The organism is Bacillus aerius (assembly GCF_029894105.1).
GTDB classification, from domain to species: Bacteria; Bacillota; Bacilli; order Bacillales; family Bacillaceae; genus Bacillus; species Bacillus altitudinis.
On record NZ_JARYHO010000001.1, the window covers coordinates 425,870 to 442,659 of the forward strand.

Sequence of the window (16,790 nt, forward strand, 5' to 3'; positions counted from 1 at the left end):
GAAACGCTCTATAATAAATCGTTAGATGCTTAGAGAGAACAAGGATTGAAAGGGGACACGAATGGATACACCCATATATCGTACAGCTATCGCTATACTCATTGTCATTCTACTAGGCGGATGTACCTGGAAACAGCAGCAACATTCAGCTCAACCAGAACCTGCAAAGCCAGTATTGTCAGGAGAGTACTTTATGACTCACCACTTAATGACAGATCAAGGCATGATTCGCACCTCGCTTGCGGAGCAGCCTACTTACTTATCAGAATCGCTCGGACTTTGGATGGATTATCTTGTTAGAAAAAAAGATCAAACATCTTTTGATCAACAGGTAGATGTCCTGCGCACTCAATTCTTACTGGAACATGATCTTCTTAGCTGGCAAATCGAATCTCATCAAAAAAGCAAAGTCAATGCTTTAGTTGATGACTTACGTGTAGTAACAGCGCTTCAAAAAGCAGATCAATTGTGGCAGAAGTCAGTGTATCAAACCACAGCCAAAAAAATCGCAAAAGCGTTAAAAGACAAAAACATGTTCAAGGGTATGTTGACCGACTATTATGATGCATCGACAAAGCAAACTTCACATACAATCACACTTTCATATCTTGACCCAAAAGCAATCAAAGAACTAGTATCCCTCCACCTATTCACAGAACAAATGATGAACAACCAATTGGCCATTCTAAAAAATGCACCGAGACAAAAAGGATTTTTTCCAAAATCCTATGACATAGCGAAGAAAGTCTACTCGTTTGATCAGGAAATCAACTTGATCGACCAGCTTTATACGGCTCTTTATGCCGAACGTGCACAGGTTGATACAACAGTCATCATGAAATGGCTGAAAACCAACTTCCAAAAGGAAGGAAAACTGTATGGACGATATAAACTGAGCACATTACAGCCAGCAGTGACGTATGAATCACCTTCAGTCTATGCACTGGTGATCTTATATGCACTCAAACAAGGAGAAGATGATTTTGCAAAAGACGTCTATCACCGAATGAAAGAGCTGCAAATCCAAGATCCTCTCAAGCCTTATTACGGAGGCTACATGAACGAAAAAGATACACACTCATTTGATAATTTATTGCCTCTAATTGCAGAAAGGGAGCTTCTAAATGAAAAGGTTATTCAGTAACACCTATCGCACGTATTATACGGTGCTCCTCACGTTTGCGGGACTCATTTTATTTATGGGCTACTTGAATGGACGTGATGCGGAGAGTGCCATGATCATCACACTCACATTTGTCGTGATAGGATGCGGCATTTTATTTGGTATTTTGCCAGCATTGGTTTTTACTTTGTTGATTTTGTTCTTTATAGGAAGCGGGATGTTCTTTACAGAGCTTGGTCACACAAATTCACTCTTTTCTCATCAAACGTTGCAAGATGTCGTGATATGGGGCGTGGCGCTTCTCTTTTTTGCTATTTCTGCTGGAAATGTGCATGAGCGAATAAAAACGATGCGTCACACCATTGACCAACAAAAGAGGGCCATCAAACAATTTGTAGCGATTGACTCAACCACAGGCTTTGACAATGCAGAGCGGATGAGGCTCGAATTGTCTGAGGAAATGAAACGAGCAGAACGATACAAACAGCCATTCGTCTTTATCCTTCTTCATATGCACTACTCAGCGGAATTCAAAACATTATATGGAGAAAAAGAAATGCAGCATCTTTTCCAGCAACTCAGTATGAAGATTCGCGAAAGTGTGAGAGAAACCGATAAGAAATTTCGATTATCCGAGGAACGAATCGGGCTGCTGCTCACTCACACACCTGCAGAAAACGTCTCGATCGTTCTTGAAAAGCTAAAGGATAAACTGCAAACGCATGTCCTGCTAAATGGTCGTGAAGTGACCTTAACTTTTCATGTCTGTCATTTAACAAGCAGCTCGGACTATCGGACACCAGAGCAATTTTTAGAAGAACTAGAAAACGAGATGATGATGAATGAACTTTAATGTTTTGACGAAATGTTGTTTGTTAATCGTTCTTTTCTCTATGCTTTCGATCAAAGACAGTACATCAGCCGGTGCACTTGAGAAAGAGTCAAGGACCCTCATCGTCTATTCCACACAATCAGGTGAGACAACGCCAACTGTTCATATGCTTGATGTACTTGTGGGGCATTTTTCCACACGAACGACCATTTTATCTGATGAACAAATCACTGAAAAGAACCTCAATGACTCTCAGCTAGTTATCTATATAGGTGAAGAAAAGAGAACGTTGAAAGCACAAACCATTCGTCTCATAAACGAATCAAAACGCTTAATCGCAATAGGATACAATGCGGAACAGCTTCGTCCATTCTCCAAGCTTACTCTTCACAAACAAGATCACATCAGTCAAATCAAAGATACTGATGATCAAGAATACCGTCAGCTAGAGAGAGGAATCACAGCTCAGACGGTTCAAGGTGCAGATCTGCAACGTAAATTCTTATTGAAGAAAAATCAAGCTGAACAGCCATTTGTGATTCAAACAAAAGAAGGTGCGGCATATATCGGAATGCTAAATATCCTTCAGCACGACAAGCTGCTTGCAGAGGTGCTGGAAAGTCTCCTGCCGGCTTCTAATCAAACGACGACAAAGTACTTACAGATTGGGAAGATTAACCCTGTCACGGATGAGAAGAAGTTACTTAAACTTGGACGATACGTAACAGCTCGCCATATCCCTTTTCTACTGGCGGTGACCCCTATATGGATTGATCCAGCAACAGGAGATGAAGTGACGCTCAGTGACCGGCCTAAACTTGTCCACGTGTTAAAACAATTGCAAAGCAATGGAGCTAGTGTCGTTCTTCACGGGTTTAGCCGTACGTATCGAACGGAGGAGTCGGGTAAAGGCTTTGAATTCTGGGATGTAAAGTACGATCAGCCCGTTACGTCAAATGAACCAGAGAAAGCTGATCAGCAGCTGAACAAAAGCTTTTTTCCGAATGAAAAAGATTTTAATGCGTATATCACATCCAATCAACATCAAGAAGCCATCTATACAGAAGAAAAGCTGACAAAAGGCATTGAACTGCTCGCGCAGCAGGGGTTATATCCGCTTGCATTTGAAGTACCAAATGACGCCATTTCCCTGCAAGGTTATGAAGTGATTTCCCGCCATGTGTCCAGTCTATTTGGACAGGTGCAGCTCTCAGACCGTACATGGAAAACAAGAAGTGCATCACCATTTTTGTCGACACCCGTCATGCTTCATGGCATGACTTTATATCCTGAACAGTCTATAGATATAGCATCTGACCAAGAAGGTGCAAACATACTGACTGAGCAGACAATTCAATCCATGCAGCATATCCAATCCGCCGCCATTGGGCTGTCCTATGATGTGGAAGCGGGGATAGATGGGCTGCAAGATGTAATCACACAAATGGATGCGATCCCTTCTAGTGAATGGCTAGATTTAAAGAAAACAAAACAGACTGTTCAAACTCAGAATGTCCAGATCAAAACAGCAGGAAATGGACAGATTCAAATAAAGCAATCCAATATAGCTGAACCAAAAACAAACAAACGAAGCGGGATGGAAAATATGCTTCGAATACTCACAATGGTGGTGTTGCTCTTTATTGTGGCATTTGCTTTTTACACATTGTATTTAAGGCTGACGATGAAAAAACGGATCTTTAAGGAGAGAAAATCAGGTGGCTGATATCTTATTTTACCTATCATTAATACTGATTTGGATCATGCTCCTATATCATATGTTTCTGATGCAGGGAGGCTTTCAGCACTATTTAACTTACGAAAAAGTGCTGCCTAAATGGACGAAACAAGGGAAAGATCTGCCGACCGTCAGCATTCTCATTCCAGCACATAATGAAGAAGTGGTCATTCGGCAGACGCTAAAAGCCATGGTCCAGTTATCCTATCCCGAACACCTTCTTGAAATCATTGTGATTAATGACAATTCCTCTGATCGTACAGGGGAGATTGTGCAATCATTTAGTGAGCAATACGATCATGTTCATATGATTGAAACAAAGCCGCCATTTGCAGGGAAGGGGAAATCTACTGCACTGAATGAAGGCTTGAAGGCTTCGACAGGAGACGTTATTTGTGTATACGATGCAGATAATATGCCTGAAAAGAAAGCCGTCTACCATTTGGTTCTTGGATTATTGAATGATCCTAAAGCAGGTGCTGTTGTCGGGAAATTCAGGGTCATCAATGCAGCCAAAAACCTCCTGACAAAATTCATTAACATAGAAACGATCTGCTTCCAGTGGATGGCGCAAGGCGGGAGATGGAAATGGTTTGGCATTGCGACGATACCAGGCACCAACTTTGCGATCCGCCGGCACATTTTAGAAGAGCTTGGCGGCTGGGATGTCCATGCACTAGCTGAAGACACTGAATTAACAATTCGTGTGTATAATCTGGGCTATGTGATTCGGTTCTTTCCTGCTGCGATTACATGGGAACAAGAGCCTGAAACATGGAAAGTCTGGTGGCGGCAACGAACACGCTGGGCTAGAGGCAACCAATATGTTGTGCTCAAATTTTTAAGGCAGTTTATGAAATTAAAACGAAAACGAATGATTTTCGATTTATTTTATTTTTTCTTTACGTATTTCTTATTTTTCTTTGGTGTACTGCTCTCCAACGGCATTTTTATCGTAAACTTATTCGTTGATCTTCACTTATCTGTGGGAGCTGTGGCACTCATCCTATGGGGGTTAGCCTTCTTCCTCTTTTTAACAGAAGTGATGATTACGTTAAGCATAGAGAAAACAGAGCTGACCAAACAAAACATTCTCATTGTCGTTCTCATGTACTTTACCTATTCCCAAGTATGGATTGCGCTTGTTGTGTACTCCTTATGTGTAGAGGTGAAAAGCCGATTATTGAAACAAGAAGTGAAATGGTACAAAACCGAGCGTTACAATCAACAACAAAAGAAAAGCGGGTGACATATTGAAATCGTTAAAATGGTTGATTTATATATTAGGATTATCCTTAGCGATCCAGCCTTTTTTCATGGCAGGTCAAGCAATGGCGCAATCCAACCGAGTTCAAGTCAAAGATGATTGGGTTCAATCTTCAAAAGAAAGCAAAACAAAAACGCAGCATCTATCAGAAGACGTAGTGACCTTATATGGGCAAGAAGACCGCACTGAATTTACCTATCAAGTGGATCAGGAAAAAACAAAGTCAAGCACATTGACGTTCAATATAGAGGCTTCACCATTATTGATTTCACCTTCCTCATTCACTGTTATGATTGATGGAGAGATCGAAAAGACCATCCCTGTATCAGGGAAAAACCAGAAGAAGTCGATTCAAATCAAGTTGAACAAAGCACAATTGAAAAAAGGTACTCACCGCATTCAGGTCACATTTTATGGTGTTTTAAAAGAAGGCGTGTGTATCAACCAAGAGACACCTGCTAATTGGCTAAAAGTGTATCCTGAAAGTGAACTTACATTCAAAGGAATCCAGACAAAAGATTTCACATTAGATAGCTTTCCATCACCTTTTATTCAAACAGGTGATCAGAAAGAACAGACAGATATTGTAATTCCTAATTCACCGGATGCAGCTGAATTAGAAGCGGCCATCAAAGTATACCGTACGTTGAAAAACAAAGATCGCCAAAAAGAGATCAAACTTATCCAAGAAAAGGACATCAAGCAAGTGGCGCACCCAACGATTGCTGTGGGAGCTAAAGGAAGCTGGGATGGACGGATGAAAACGATTGAACAAGCTGCAGGAATTAAAACGAAAAGCAGTCATCTTACGTTAGCGATGAGAACTTTGACAGCAAAGAAAACAGAACAGCCCATTCTATTTGTGACAGCGGAAAAGCCTGTGACAATCGCTGGAAAAATCAATGTTCTAACTCAGTCAGAATTAACGGATCAACTGACTGGAACAGACCTAGTGCTTCAAAAGGCTGTAGCTCAAACGTCTAAACCATCTCACAAGATTCGTTTGAAAGATTTTGGCGGAGATGATGTCACGGTTGGGACCAACAAGACGGCATCCGACCACTACTATTATCCGAAAGCGCTACTGGCTAACCAAAAATCAGGTGCAAAGCTCAATCTTTCATTCAAAAAATCTGATACAGCGGCAAGCAAAACAGAACGTTTAACTGTTATGATCAATGACGAACCGCACGACGTACCATTAACAAAACTAGGCAGTAAAGATGCGAATGGATTCTATCATGTCTCGATTCCAGTCGATTCAAAGATACTTCAAAAAAATGAATATATTGATTTGCAATTTGTCACAAGTGGTTTTAAAAACATGGAATCCTGCAGACATACGGATGAAGAAGGCTGGATATTCATTGACAAAAATAGCTCTTTACAAATACCAGAAGGAACAACGAGTGAAAAGACAGATTTAGCCGCATGGCCGCTCCCGTTCACTTCGAAAAATACATTGATCATCATACCAGATCAAATCAAACGTGAAACAATCAATCAAATGGCCATGTTGACGGAATCTTTTAGTCAGCCAGAAGTAGCTCAATATCATTTAATAAAAGCTTCTCAAGTGACAAATGAACAATTGAAAAATCACCCTCTCATTTTCATCGGAGGCATTCAAACATTCTCTCTTCTGAAAGAAAAAGCAGCCGATCTCGTTGTTCCGGTGAAAAAGGATCAGTATGATGTATCTTCTTTCGGCATGATCAACGAAACAACGGCTCGAATTGTATGGACGCAGCCATCTGTTTGGAATAAAGAACAGACAATGACAGTCTTTTCAGGAATGACTGCAGCTGAAGCTAACGTGTCAAATGAAGTAATGCAATTTCTTCAAACAAATACAGAAAAAGCAACAGTTGCAATAGAGAGTAAAAACAAAGGCGTGTTTACTAATCATCAATCCGTCAGTAGCACATCGAGCAGTCTGAAAACAAGTGAAAAACAAAGCAGTAGCGAGTCTTGGATTTACTTTGTGTGTATCGCTGCACTCATCCTTTTTGTGCTTGTGATGATTGTCTATTTCGTACGAAAAAACCGTAAAAAGACTGAGTTCTAAACGATCAAAAGACCTTGAAAAAATCTCTTTACTTTGGTGTCAAACGGGAGTATGATCTCTTTTATAAAAGACCAATCGCTGAATCATTTCGATGAGCGGGGGAACCAATTGTGGTGGTATAAAACACCACGTGGGGTGAATCCTTTTAAGGTAGGGCAAAATCTCATGCGCCCGAATCCGTCAGCTAACCTCGTAAGCGTTAAAGAGAGCAAAGACCAACCTGTGATCTAAACAATAGGCACAGGGGCATTCTATTGCCTCTGTGTCTTTTTGGCGATCCAAATTTTGTAACTCAAATCGTTTGACACTAAAGGAGCGGGCATCACATGTACAGTTTGATGAAGCGTATTTTAATTGGTAAACCATTAAAATCACAGGCAGCAGGAGAACAAAAACTATCAAAAATCAAAGCTTTGGCATTATTGTCATCAGACGCATTGTCGTCAGTCGCATACGGTACAGAACAAATCTTAATTGTTCTATCAGTTGTCAGTGCGGCAGCGTTTTGGTACTCACTCCCGATTGCAGGTTGTGTATTAATTCTTTTAATGGCGTTAATTCTATCTTACCGCCAGATTATTTATGCTTATCCAGAAGGCGGCGGGGCGTATGTCGTCTCCAGCAGAAACTTAGGTGAAAAACCAGGGCTGGTTGCTGGTGGATCATTACTCGTCGATTACATTTTAACCGTAGCAGTGAGTATTTCTGCTGGGACCGATGCAATCACATCGGCTTTTCCAGCTCTATATCCATATCATGTCATGATCTCAATCGTATTAGTCCTAGTGATTATGGTGTTAAACCTTCGTGGACTGACAGAGTCGGCATCTATTTTGGCTTATCCTGTGTACCTATTTGTCTTTTCATTGCTCATTTTAATTGGGGTGGGCTGTTTTAAACTATTAACAGGGCAAGTGCCGCCAGCACCTGAACATACAGCATTTGGCACACATGTATCAGGCATCACGTTATTTCTTTTATTAAAGGCATTTTCGTCTGGCTGTTCTGCTTTAACGGGTGTTGAAGCGATTTCTAATACAATTCCATCCTTTAAAAAACCAGCTGCACAAAATGCAGCGAGAACTTTATTGATGATGGGGGGATTACTGGCCGTTCTATTTGTAGGAGTGACATTGCTTGCGTTTGGTTTTGGCATCTCGCCAAAGCCAGAAGAAACGGTTGTGTCACAGATTGCATCAGACACATTTGGACGGACATTTTTCTACTATGTCATTCAAGCTGTCACAGCTTTAATTTTAATATTAGCGGCAAACACAGGTTTTTCAGCTTTTCCATTATTGGCTGTCAACTTAGCAAAGGATAAATATATGCCGCGCATGTTTACAGTGAGAGGAGATCGGCTCGGTTATTCCAATGGTATTATCTTTTTAGGTGTAGCTTCTATGCTGCTTATTTGGTTATTTGATGGGAAAACGGAACATCTCATTCCACTTTATGCTGTCGGTGTGTTTATTCCATTTACCTTGTCTCAGACAGGTATGTGTGTAAAGTGGATTCGTGAAAAACCACAGGGATGGAAAGTGAAAATGCCTATCAATATCGTAGGAGCACTTATTTCATTTACGGTTTTCATGATTCTCATTTTGACCAAGTTCCATCTTGTATGGCCGGTATTTGTTTTCATGCCAATTGTTCTATTTATTTTTTATTCTATTAAGAAACATTATCTGTCTGTTGGAGAACAATTACGTTTATTGAATGAAACCGAGCCTGTCGAAATCAAAGGAAATGTGGTCATCGTCCCAATAGCAGGTGTCACACGTGTCGTCGAACAATCTGTGCAATATGCAAAATCCTTATCAGACCAGGTCATAGCGGTTCATGTATCGTTTGATAAAGAGAAAGACAAGAAAATTGAAGCTGATTGGGAAAAGCTGAATAGTGATGTGCGTCTTGTGATTTTACATTCGTCTTATCGAAGTCTCATTCACCCGCTTGATAAATTTCTTGAAACGATTGAAGCGAAAGCAAATGCACATCAATATAGAGTGATGGTGCTCGTCCCTCAATTTATTCCGAAAAAAAGATGGCACACCATTTTGCATAATCAATCTGCTTTCTTATTAAGATTCCGTTTATTATGGAAACGGGATATTGTTGTCGCCACTCTTCCATATCACTTTAAAAAGTAACAAGAGCAAGTTGAAACGTTTGATCAAAAGGGTGCGGTGGTATGGAGTAAGAAAAAAGGAGTTTTCTCACATGCCGCAAAGAACCGCAGGAAAAGAAGTAACAGCGCTACTGGAAGAGTGGGGCGTGAAACATATTTATGGAATGCCCGGCGACAGTATTAACGAATTGATCGAAGAACTAAGGCATGAATCAAGCAAAATTCAATTTATACAAACAAGACATGAAGAAGTGGCAGCACTTTCAGCTGCAGCTGATGCGAAACTAACAGGTAAACTCGGTGTTTGTTTATCAATTGCAGGGCCAGGTGCTGTCCACTTATTAAATGGACTATACGATGCAAAAGCGGACGGTGCACCTGTATTAGCGATAGCAGGGCAGGTTGCCTCAACTGAAGTAGGCAGAGATGCATTTCAAGAAATCAAATTAGAGCGGATGTTTGACGATGTTGCTGTCTTTAATCAGCAAGTACAAACAGCAGAAGCTCTGCCTGACTTATTGAATCAAGCCATCAAAGCTGCTTATACCCATAAAGGGGTGGCGGTTCTCACTGTCTCAGATGATTTATTTTCTCAAAAAATTAAGCGGAGTCCCGTTTATACATCTCCTCTTTACGTAGAGGGAGACGTGCGGCCCAAGAAAGATCAACTGCTAAAGGCTGCTCAACTCATTAACAATGCGAAGAAGCCAGTCATCTTAGCAGGAAAAGGATTAAGAAATGCAAAAGAAGAGCTTCTTTCGTTTGCAGAAAAGGCAGCTGCACCGATCGTCATTACACTTCCTGCAAAAGGTGTTGTTCCAGACAGGCATCCATACTTTTTAGGGAACCTAGGTCAGATCGGGACGAAGCCTGCATATGAAGCGATGGAAGAGTGCGATTTATTAATCATGCTTGGAACCTCCTTCCCATATAGGGATTACTTACCGGAAGACACACCTGCCATTCAATTGGATATCAAATCGGATCAGATCGGTAAAAGGTATCCAGTAGAAATGGGGATTGTAAGTGACAGTAAAAATGGTCTTCATGAACTAACCTCTTATATTGAATATAAAGAGCAGCGCGGTTTCCTTGAAGCTTGTACAGAGCATATGATGAAGTGGCGAGAAGAAATGGATAAGGAAAAATCTATTGCCACATCACCGCTTAAACCGCAGCAAGTCATCGCTAGATTAGAAGAAGCGGTAGATGATGATGCCATTCTTTCAGTTGATGTCGGTAATGTGACGGTATGGATGGCACGTCATTTCGAAATGAAACAGCAGGATTTCATTATTTCCAGCTGGCTTGCCACAATGGGCTGTGGTTTACCTGGCGCAATATCAGCTAAATTAAACGAACCAAACCGCCAAGCCATTGCTGTCTGTGGTGACGGAGGCTTCACAATGGTGATGCAAGATTTTGTGACGGCGGTAAAATATAAACTGCCAATTGTCGTTGTGATCTTAAACAACAACAACCTTGGTATGATTGAATATGAACAACAGGTAAAAGGCAACATCAACTATGGTATAGAGCTGGAAGATATTGATTTTGCAAAATTTGCAGAAGCATGCGGTGGTAAAGGAATCTCGGTGTCATCACATGAAGAACTGGCACCAGCCTTTGATCAAGCACTTCAAGCTGAGAAACCTGTGATCATTGATGTTGCGGTGACCAATGAACCACCGTTACCTGGTAAAATCACTTACACACAAGCAGCGGGCTTTAGTAAATATTTATTGAAAAAATTCTTTGAAAAAGGTGAGCTGGATATCCCTCCACTCAAGAAAAGCCTTAAACGCTTTTTCTAAACAGCAGGTAGTCGGTCTTCTAATTAGAAGACTGACTTTTTTTGTTGAATAGGTAAAATCATTTCAATTGTCACTTGTTTTCTTCTGTATAAAAATATACAGACTGGATTTTTTGCAACTTAAAGCCTATTTTTCCAATTCGGTGAGAAAGGTAAAATAGACTTTACGATCAATAATGGAGGGAGTGGCTTAATCTGGGCAAGATACTTGATGCAAAAGCACTAACCAGTTCCATGGATACAAGGGCAAAACACTATCAGGAACTCCGCGAACAAATGATAGATTTAAAAAAGGCATTACAAGGTGTTGCCAACCTCGGTGACGACTTCACTGGAAAAGGTGCCGATAACATTAAAAGCTTCTACAAAGAACTCGCCGGAAATGTGGACATGTTTATTAGCTTCATTGATAAACAAAAAGCCTTTCATGAAGGTGTTTCTGGGACACTTGATGATACAAACTTTGGCGGCGACACCTTTGTAGAAGAACACTTTTTAGACAACGCTGTACATATGGGAATCAAGAATGCCAAAAGCATCGTGAAGGATCAAAAAAAGGCGCTCACAACGATTTTTCAAGATATTGATGACCTCATTTCTCTGGAGGTATTTGATAGTAAAACCTTTGACGAAAAGATTGCAGATGCGGAAGATGAACGGAAGAAAACGGTTAAAGATTTAATAGAACTTGATCAAAATCTAAAAGATGAATATGCTTTGTCAGAGACTGAGGAGAAGGCTACAATGGCATTGTACGCAGAAATGATGAATGCCACAAATGACGGAAAATCCATTTCGCCTATGAATTTTGACAAGAAAGTGTATCAAAATAGCGAAATCTACAAGGCAAAAAGCGATATTGAGAAGCAAACTTCTGAATATCTAAAAATCAAAAAAGATCAAGAAGAAGCCCGCAAGATTGCAAAGGAACAAGAAGCACTAGCCAACCGTCCGTGGTATGAAAAAGCCCTTGATTACGGTGGGAATATCGTCAATGAGCTGACAGGCGTGAACGATGCAAAACGTGCCGCAACAGGTGTCGATCCGATCACAGGAGAAGAACTCACCGCAGGCCAGCGAGTCGCCGCAGGCGGCATGGCAGCAGCAGGATACATCCCGATCGTCGGCTGGGCAGGACGTATTTTCAAAGGCGGAAAAGCCGTCTATAAAACGACTCAAGCCACGTCAGCCGCAGTCAGAGCAGTCGACATTTACAAGACATCACAGAAGTCTTTCGATGCGTTGAAAACATCACAAAAAGGCTTATACGGTCTTACTGCGACAAACGGCTTCAGCGAAGCGATTACGGGTCGAGATATGTTTGGGAATAAAGTCTCGAAAGAACAACAGGAAGCGAGTATGAATGCGGCGCTTACAATGCTTTTACCGTTTGGATCGAAAGGTTTTCGTGGGAAGATGGGGATTAAGAGTACGAGTGAACTTAAGCATCCGGTTTTAGATAATCCAAGAGTAGGTAGTGCATTAAAAGATGATTTTTATCATAGATTTAATGATATTATTGACAACTATGCAGTTCATTCTAAAAGATTTGATTTGCCGAATAGAAGAGGACATATGGATTCGTTGTATCAAATTGAGGGATCAATGGTTAAGTATGAGACAAAGTTTGTAAAAATTAAGAATAATGCACCTGAAATGATACAGTCGAAAGAGATAAGAAATGGCGTGTTTGAATGGGTTGTAGATCCAACAACTAACAAAGTAACCCATAGAACTTTTATACCTGACGGCAAAGTTACAGGAAAAATAAATCAATGGGGGAAATAAAAAATTGTATAAAATTGAAATAATCAAGAAAAGTGGATTTGAATGTAATTGGGCTACGTTGTTTGTTGGTAGACAGTATAATTTAATTCCTGCCTTAGAAGTAACAAACTATGCAGTGGAATATCTAGAAAATAACCCTCATGATGATAACGAGCTCATTCTTGAATTAGCGTGGGAACAAGAAGAAGTAAAGGTAGATGATATACTTGAAAGCATAATCTCTGATAATTCTTCGGAAGACATGACGAGAGAATATCATAAGTGGCTATATAGTATTATGAAAGAAGCATATACTCACTCAACTGATGATACCATCTTTGAAGAAATTGAACATATTTTCTCAGTCTTTCACACGCCCGAAAATATGTATGATTTTTTTAGAGAAGTATCAGACGCATTTTATTATCCCCATGATTCACAAAAAACAATGAAAGAACTTGTAGAAGAGTTTTTAGAAAATGAAAAACAATTGATTTTAAATAAGTAGAGAACTTAAAGAAAACGATGGATAAATAAGCCATCGTTTTTTCGTACATAAGATTGTTTGTCTAATGATCTTTCTCTTGAGCATAGGGATTTTCATGCAATTGTAGAAGTCCTTTGGTGATTGAATTCTACGTGGAATGTTATATATAGGATCATTTTATAAAATTTTGAAAGAAACGGTGAAAACATAGATTGACAATAAAATAAGTATCATATCCGAGAAATTTGAAAATAAAAATATGGGTGAACTCGTAGAAGGAATTACGATTATCATAGATGGAAAATTTCACCTTGATTTTTCTGATAAAATCAAGGTTTTTTAAACTGTAAATTCACTTTCATACCAAATCACCCCACACATAATTGGGAATCATATGTTAAACTAACCCAATCACCACAAAAAAGGGGAATCAACCAATGCTATGGATTTTCACACAAAACGAACAAAGTTTCGTCAATGTTCATGAAGTCACAGTAACCGGTAAAAAGATTGAAGGGTTTATCGCAGGCAGTGATTCTTGGGTCAAGACGCTCGGCAAGTATGACTCAAGCGATCGAGCATCAGAGATCCTTCAAGACATTGTGAAAGTAATTGAAAAAAACCCAAATGGTACGATGATCTATCGAATGCCTCAGCAGTAAAAAAAGAAACCACCTTTCCATCGCGAAAAGGTGGTTTTGTTTATGAAGGTGTTTTGGTAAAGGCTAAAAATAACGGGATGCCTGTGCCGACAAGTGTAGTGGCGAATAGGAACATACCGCAAATGAATAGAAAATGACTGGCTGAAAAGACGAGTGCCAGAATGAGAAACACGATGCTGAGTCCTGCCATGCTATATGATGGGACAAAGCGGCGTTTGTATGTGGCTTTCTTTGTTAGGAATGAGAAGAAAATGCCAAATAATAAAGGGACAATCCATAAGTAAAATAAAATAATAAGAGACATACATCATACCTCGATTTTTCCTTCTATTTTATCAGATGCCAATCACAACGGATACTACAAAGCTTCACTTTGTAAAATAGTTCATGCAATCGACACAATTAAGTGGGCTGATTGATCGAATTCGTTTTTTGTTTCATATATTCAGGCTGTAAAAGTGCGTACACACAGTGATCGGCAAAGTGGTCGCCCAGCCATTCACATTGTCTTAATATGCCTTCAAGTGAAAAAGATAAACGCTCTGCGATGCGTCTGCTTTTTTGATTATCAACAGCGGCCCTTATTTCAATGCGATGCAGACCGCACTCTTCAAATAAATAGTGAATGACCGCTTTGCATGCTTTTGTCATGATGCCTTTTCCTTGATAGCCTTCCCCGAGCCAATAGCCAATGGAAACCGTCCGATTAATCCAATGAATTTGGTGGGTGCCAATGATACCAACGAGTTCACCATGTGACCAGATTCCAGCCTGAAAACCATTGTTTTGCAAAGCTTGCTGCATGGCACCTTGAATAAACGCCATGCTGTCTTCTTCTGTCTGCGTCGAATCGACCCATAGCATCCATTCACGTAAGTGCTCTCTTGAGCGTTGGATGAGCAGATACAGACTTCTCGCGTCTCTTGGTTCAAGCAGCCGCATGGATAGATCTTGATCCTGATAAAAAAACATGTGATCACATCCTCTCAAGGGAAATTCTACCACAACCCGATATAAAAGACAGCCTGATCACTGTCTTTTACATAAACGTATCCACAATTAAAAACAGATTAAGTGCGACAACAAGAGCTGCTATCACCCAAGATATTCCGGTCACCCAGCGAGCATTCGTCAAATCGCCCATAATTCGTTTTTTACTTGTAAACAAAATGAGCGGAATTAAAGCAAACGCAATTCCAAAGGATAAGACCACTTGACTCATCACAAGCGCAGATGTCGGATTGACTCCAGATGCAATGATCGCAATAGGTGGAATGATGGTAATCAGCCGGCGGACATACAGCGGGATTCGGTACTGAATAAAACCCTGCATAATAATATCGCCTGACAGTGTACCGACAGAAGAACTGGAAAGCCCGGCTACAAGCAGACCTACACCAAATAAGATCGCTGATACAGGACCTGCGAGAGTTCCAAAATGCTGAAATGCTACATCTAAATCCTCAACAAAAAGACCATTTTTAAAAAATAAAGCAGCTGCTACAATCAACATGCTGGCATTGATGGCGCCAGCAACTACCATCGCAATGAGGATGTCTAAAAACTCAAAACGAAAAATCAGCTTTTTCTCTTTTTCCGTTCTGCCGACGACTCTTCTTTGCGTTAAGGCTGAATGGAGATAGATCGCATGCGGCATCACCGTAGCGCCTAAAATACCAGCGGCAAGCAGTACGCTGTCTGTCCCTTCAAACCTTGGAATGAACAGTCCACCGGCGACACTTGCAAAATCAGGTTTAGCCACAAAGGTTTGTACAGCGAAAGCAATCACGACAACAAACAGCATGCCGGTAATTCCTGCTTCTAACGCTCGATAACCTCGTCTTTGGAGCTCTAAAATGGCAAAAGAACCGATCGCTGCAATAATCGATGCTTCAAGCAGCGGGATACGAAAGAGTAAGTATAAACCAAGGGCAGCCCCGATAAATTCGGCTAAATCTGTGGCGATAATGACGAGTTCGCCCTGAATCCATAAACCAATCGAGACTGGTTTTGGAAACTCTTCTCGAGCAATTTCAGGTAAATTTTTCCCTGTTGCGATTCCAAGCTTTGCAGACAAAGACTGGATGAGTAAGGCCATGAGATTGGATATGAGAATGACCCATAACAGAAGGTAGCCATATTTCGAGCCAGCTGCAATGTTGGTCGCAAAGTTTCCTGGATCAATATAGGCAATGGCGGCGATAAAAGCAGGCCCGAGAAAAGGAAGGAGCCTTCTAAATCCCTTCACCTTTCCTTCAAGTGCACGCTCCGCTGCCACTGACATGTGGGCCTGTGCCTCGATGTATTTGTTTGTCATATGTCATCACCTAGATTCTACAAAGTTTTGCTTTGGCACAAAAAGTTTCCTCGATGCAATTTTTAATCATCATATGCCCATCTTCATGAAAAGTCAACTATCTGAACTAATAGGTTTGTTTATCATATGTAAGTGAAAAAAATAGATACCTTGTCAATCAACACATAAAAAACACCGCCTCTTATCTTAGGCGGTGCATCCTCTGCTTCCTCTTCTTTTGTATCGTTTTTTAAGAAACCCTTGATCCAACGCTGCGGAAGATCAAGCTTAAAATAATGACAAAAATGGCTGCTCCTAAGATCGCTGGAATGATCGCAAATCCTGCCAGACTAGGACCCCACGTTCCAAGTAATCCATGACCAATCCAAGCACCTGCAAGCCCAGCAATCATTGAACCGATCCAGCCTCCTGGTACACTGCCTCCAGCGAGTGCACTCCCAATGAGACCAATGACAATCGCCACAACTAATGAAATCAGAAATCCTAACATGTTGATCACTCCTCTTTTGTTTGTTTACTAAGCAATAACCGTTTTAAAAGAGATTAAAACCTTTCGGAACCGCTTCAATGTTCGATACGTATGAT

Annotated in this window: 14 protein-coding genes and 1 riboswitch; of the genes, 10 read left to right on the forward strand and 4 right to left on the reverse strand. The window is 40.6% G+C overall.

The features are described 5' to 3' along the window. Positions 1 to 61: 61 nt before the first annotated feature. The 10 genes from M2353_RS02000 to M2353_RS02045 all read left to right on the forward strand — a co-directional run bounded on the left by M2353_RS02000 (position 62) and on the right by M2353_RS02045 (position 13,888). On the forward strand, positions 62 to 1,144 hold the full coding sequence (locus M2353_RS02000; RefSeq protein WP_173407773.1) for a glycosyl hydrolase family 8: 1,083 nt from the start codon (positions 62 to 64) through the stop codon (positions 1,142 to 1,144). After that, a complete protein-coding gene (locus tag M2353_RS02005) occupies positions 1,125 to 1,976 on the forward strand; it encodes a GGDEF domain-containing protein (protein WP_284724843.1) in 852 nt (283 codons plus the stop codon). The genes M2353_RS02000 and M2353_RS02005 overlap by 20 nt, the downstream gene beginning before the upstream one ends. Next, a complete protein-coding gene (locus M2353_RS02010) occupies positions 1,966 to 3,681 on the forward strand; it encodes a DUF2334 domain-containing protein (protein WP_284724844.1) in 1,716 nt (571 codons plus the stop codon). Before M2353_RS02005 ends, M2353_RS02010 begins: the two co-directional genes overlap by 11 nt. A gap of 37 nt (positions 3,682 to 3,718) precedes the next feature. Continuing rightward, positions 3,719 to 4,942 (forward strand): glycosyltransferase family 2 protein, encoded by a 1,224-nt coding sequence (locus M2353_RS02015; protein WP_425332881.1) that lies wholly within the window; start codon positions 3,719 to 3,721, stop codon positions 4,940 to 4,942. A 4-nt stretch (positions 4,943 to 4,946) separates the two neighbouring features. Next, positions 4,947 to 7,028 (forward strand): cellulose biosynthesis cyclic di-GMP-binding regulatory protein BcsB, encoded by a 2,082-nt coding sequence (locus M2353_RS02020; protein ID WP_284724846.1) that lies wholly within the window; start codon positions 4,947 to 4,949, stop codon positions 7,026 to 7,028. Positions 7,029 to 7,094: 66 nt separating this feature from the next. Then, positions 7,095 to 7,242, forward strand: a riboswitch (cyclic di-AMP (ydaO/yuaA leader). Between the two features lie 112 nt (positions 7,243 to 7,354). Continuing rightward, on the forward strand, positions 7,355 to 9,181 hold the full coding sequence (locus M2353_RS02025; protein WP_284724847.1) for an APC family permease: 1,827 nt from the start codon (positions 7,355 to 7,357) through the stop codon (positions 9,179 to 9,181). A 70-nt stretch (positions 9,182 to 9,251) separates the two neighbouring features. Continuing rightward, positions 9,252 to 10,973 (forward strand): pyruvate oxidase, encoded by a 1,722-nt coding sequence (locus tag M2353_RS02030; RefSeq protein WP_284724848.1) that lies wholly within the window; start codon positions 9,252 to 9,254, stop codon positions 10,971 to 10,973. 194 nt (positions 10,974 to 11,167) lie between these two features. Then, entirely contained in the window at positions 11,168 to 12,760 is a 1,593-nt protein-coding gene (locus M2353_RS02035; protein WP_284725979.1) for a ribonuclease YeeF family protein, read from the forward strand. A gap of 4 nt (positions 12,761 to 12,764) precedes the next feature. Next, positions 12,765 to 13,247: a DUF2247 family protein gene (locus M2353_RS02040; protein WP_024720474.1), complete on the forward strand. Its 483-nt coding sequence runs from the start codon at positions 12,765 to 12,767 to the stop codon at positions 13,245 to 13,247. Positions 13,248 to 13,663: 416 nt separating this feature from the next. After that, positions 13,664 to 13,888, forward strand: a complete 225-nt coding sequence (locus tag M2353_RS02045) for a hypothetical protein (RefSeq protein ID WP_284724849.1) — start codon at positions 13,664 to 13,666, stop codon at positions 13,886 to 13,888. A 40-nt stretch (positions 13,889 to 13,928) separates the two neighbouring features. Here M2353_RS02045 and M2353_RS02050 read toward each other — a convergent pair whose 3' ends face one another. From M2353_RS02050 to M2353_RS02065, 4 genes are all read right to left on the reverse strand, one after another. Beyond that, positions 13,929 to 14,192: a hypothetical protein gene (locus M2353_RS02050; protein WP_008346966.1), complete on the reverse strand. Its 264-nt coding sequence runs from the start codon at positions 14,190 to 14,192 to the stop codon at positions 13,929 to 13,931. A 98-nt stretch (positions 14,193 to 14,290) separates the two neighbouring features. Then, positions 14,291 to 14,860, reverse strand: coding sequence for a GNAT family N-acetyltransferase (locus M2353_RS02055; RefSeq protein WP_008346964.1), 570 nt, complete (start codon positions 14,858 to 14,860; stop codon positions 14,291 to 14,293). Positions 14,861 to 14,927: 67 nt separating this feature from the next. Further along, the gene (locus tag M2353_RS02060) at positions 14,928 to 16,205 is read right to left on the reverse strand and encodes an Nramp family divalent metal transporter (protein WP_284724850.1); all 1,278 of its coding nucleotides are present in this window, start codon (positions 16,203 to 16,205) and stop codon (positions 14,928 to 14,930) included. A 229-nt stretch (positions 16,206 to 16,434) separates the two neighbouring features. After that, positions 16,435 to 16,695: a GlsB/YeaQ/YmgE family stress response membrane protein gene (locus M2353_RS02065; RefSeq protein ID WP_003214275.1), complete on the reverse strand. Its 261-nt coding sequence runs from the start codon at positions 16,693 to 16,695 to the stop codon at positions 16,435 to 16,437. Positions 16,696 to 16,790: the final 95 nt, after the last annotated feature.

What these genes read in the sequence shown, in the direction of transcription:
- M2353_RS02030 (WP_284724848.1), top strand. Translation starts at nt 9,252, where the DNA reads ATGCCGCAAAGAACCGCAGGAAAAGAAGTAACAGCGCTACTGGAAGAG.
- M2353_RS02050 (WP_008346966.1), bottom strand. Translation starts at nt 14,192, where the DNA reads ATGTCTCTTATTATTTTATTTTACTTATGGATTGTCCCTTTATTATTT.
- M2353_RS02065 (WP_003214275.1), bottom strand. Translation starts at nt 16,695, where the DNA reads ATGTTAGGATTTCTGATTTCATTAGTTGTGGCGATTGTCATTGGTCTC.
- M2353_RS02055 (WP_008346964.1), bottom strand. Translation starts at nt 14,860, where the DNA reads ATGTTTTTTTATCAGGATCAAGATCTATCCATGCGGCTGCTTGAACCA.
- M2353_RS02015 (WP_425332881.1), top strand. Translation starts at nt 3,719, where the DNA reads ATGCTCCTATATCATATGTTTCTGATGCAGGGAGGCTTTCAGCACTAT.
- M2353_RS02045 (WP_284724849.1), top strand. Translation starts at nt 13,664, where the DNA reads ATGCTATGGATTTTCACACAAAACGAACAAAGTTTCGTCAATGTTCAT.
- M2353_RS02025 (WP_284724847.1), top strand. Translation starts at nt 7,355, where the DNA reads ATGTACAGTTTGATGAAGCGTATTTTAATTGGTAAACCATTAAAATCA.
- M2353_RS02010 (WP_284724844.1), top strand. Translation starts at nt 1,966, where the DNA reads ATGAACTTTAATGTTTTGACGAAATGTTGTTTGTTAATCGTTCTTTTC.
- M2353_RS02005 (WP_284724843.1), top strand. Translation starts at nt 1,125, where the DNA reads ATGAAAAGGTTATTCAGTAACACCTATCGCACGTATTATACGGTGCTC.
- M2353_RS02000 (WP_173407773.1), top strand. Translation starts at nt 62, where the DNA reads ATGGATACACCCATATATCGTACAGCTATCGCTATACTCATTGTCATT.
- M2353_RS02060 (WP_284724850.1), bottom strand. Translation starts at nt 16,205, where the DNA reads ATGACAAACAAATACATCGAGGCACAGGCCCACATGTCAGTGGCAGCG.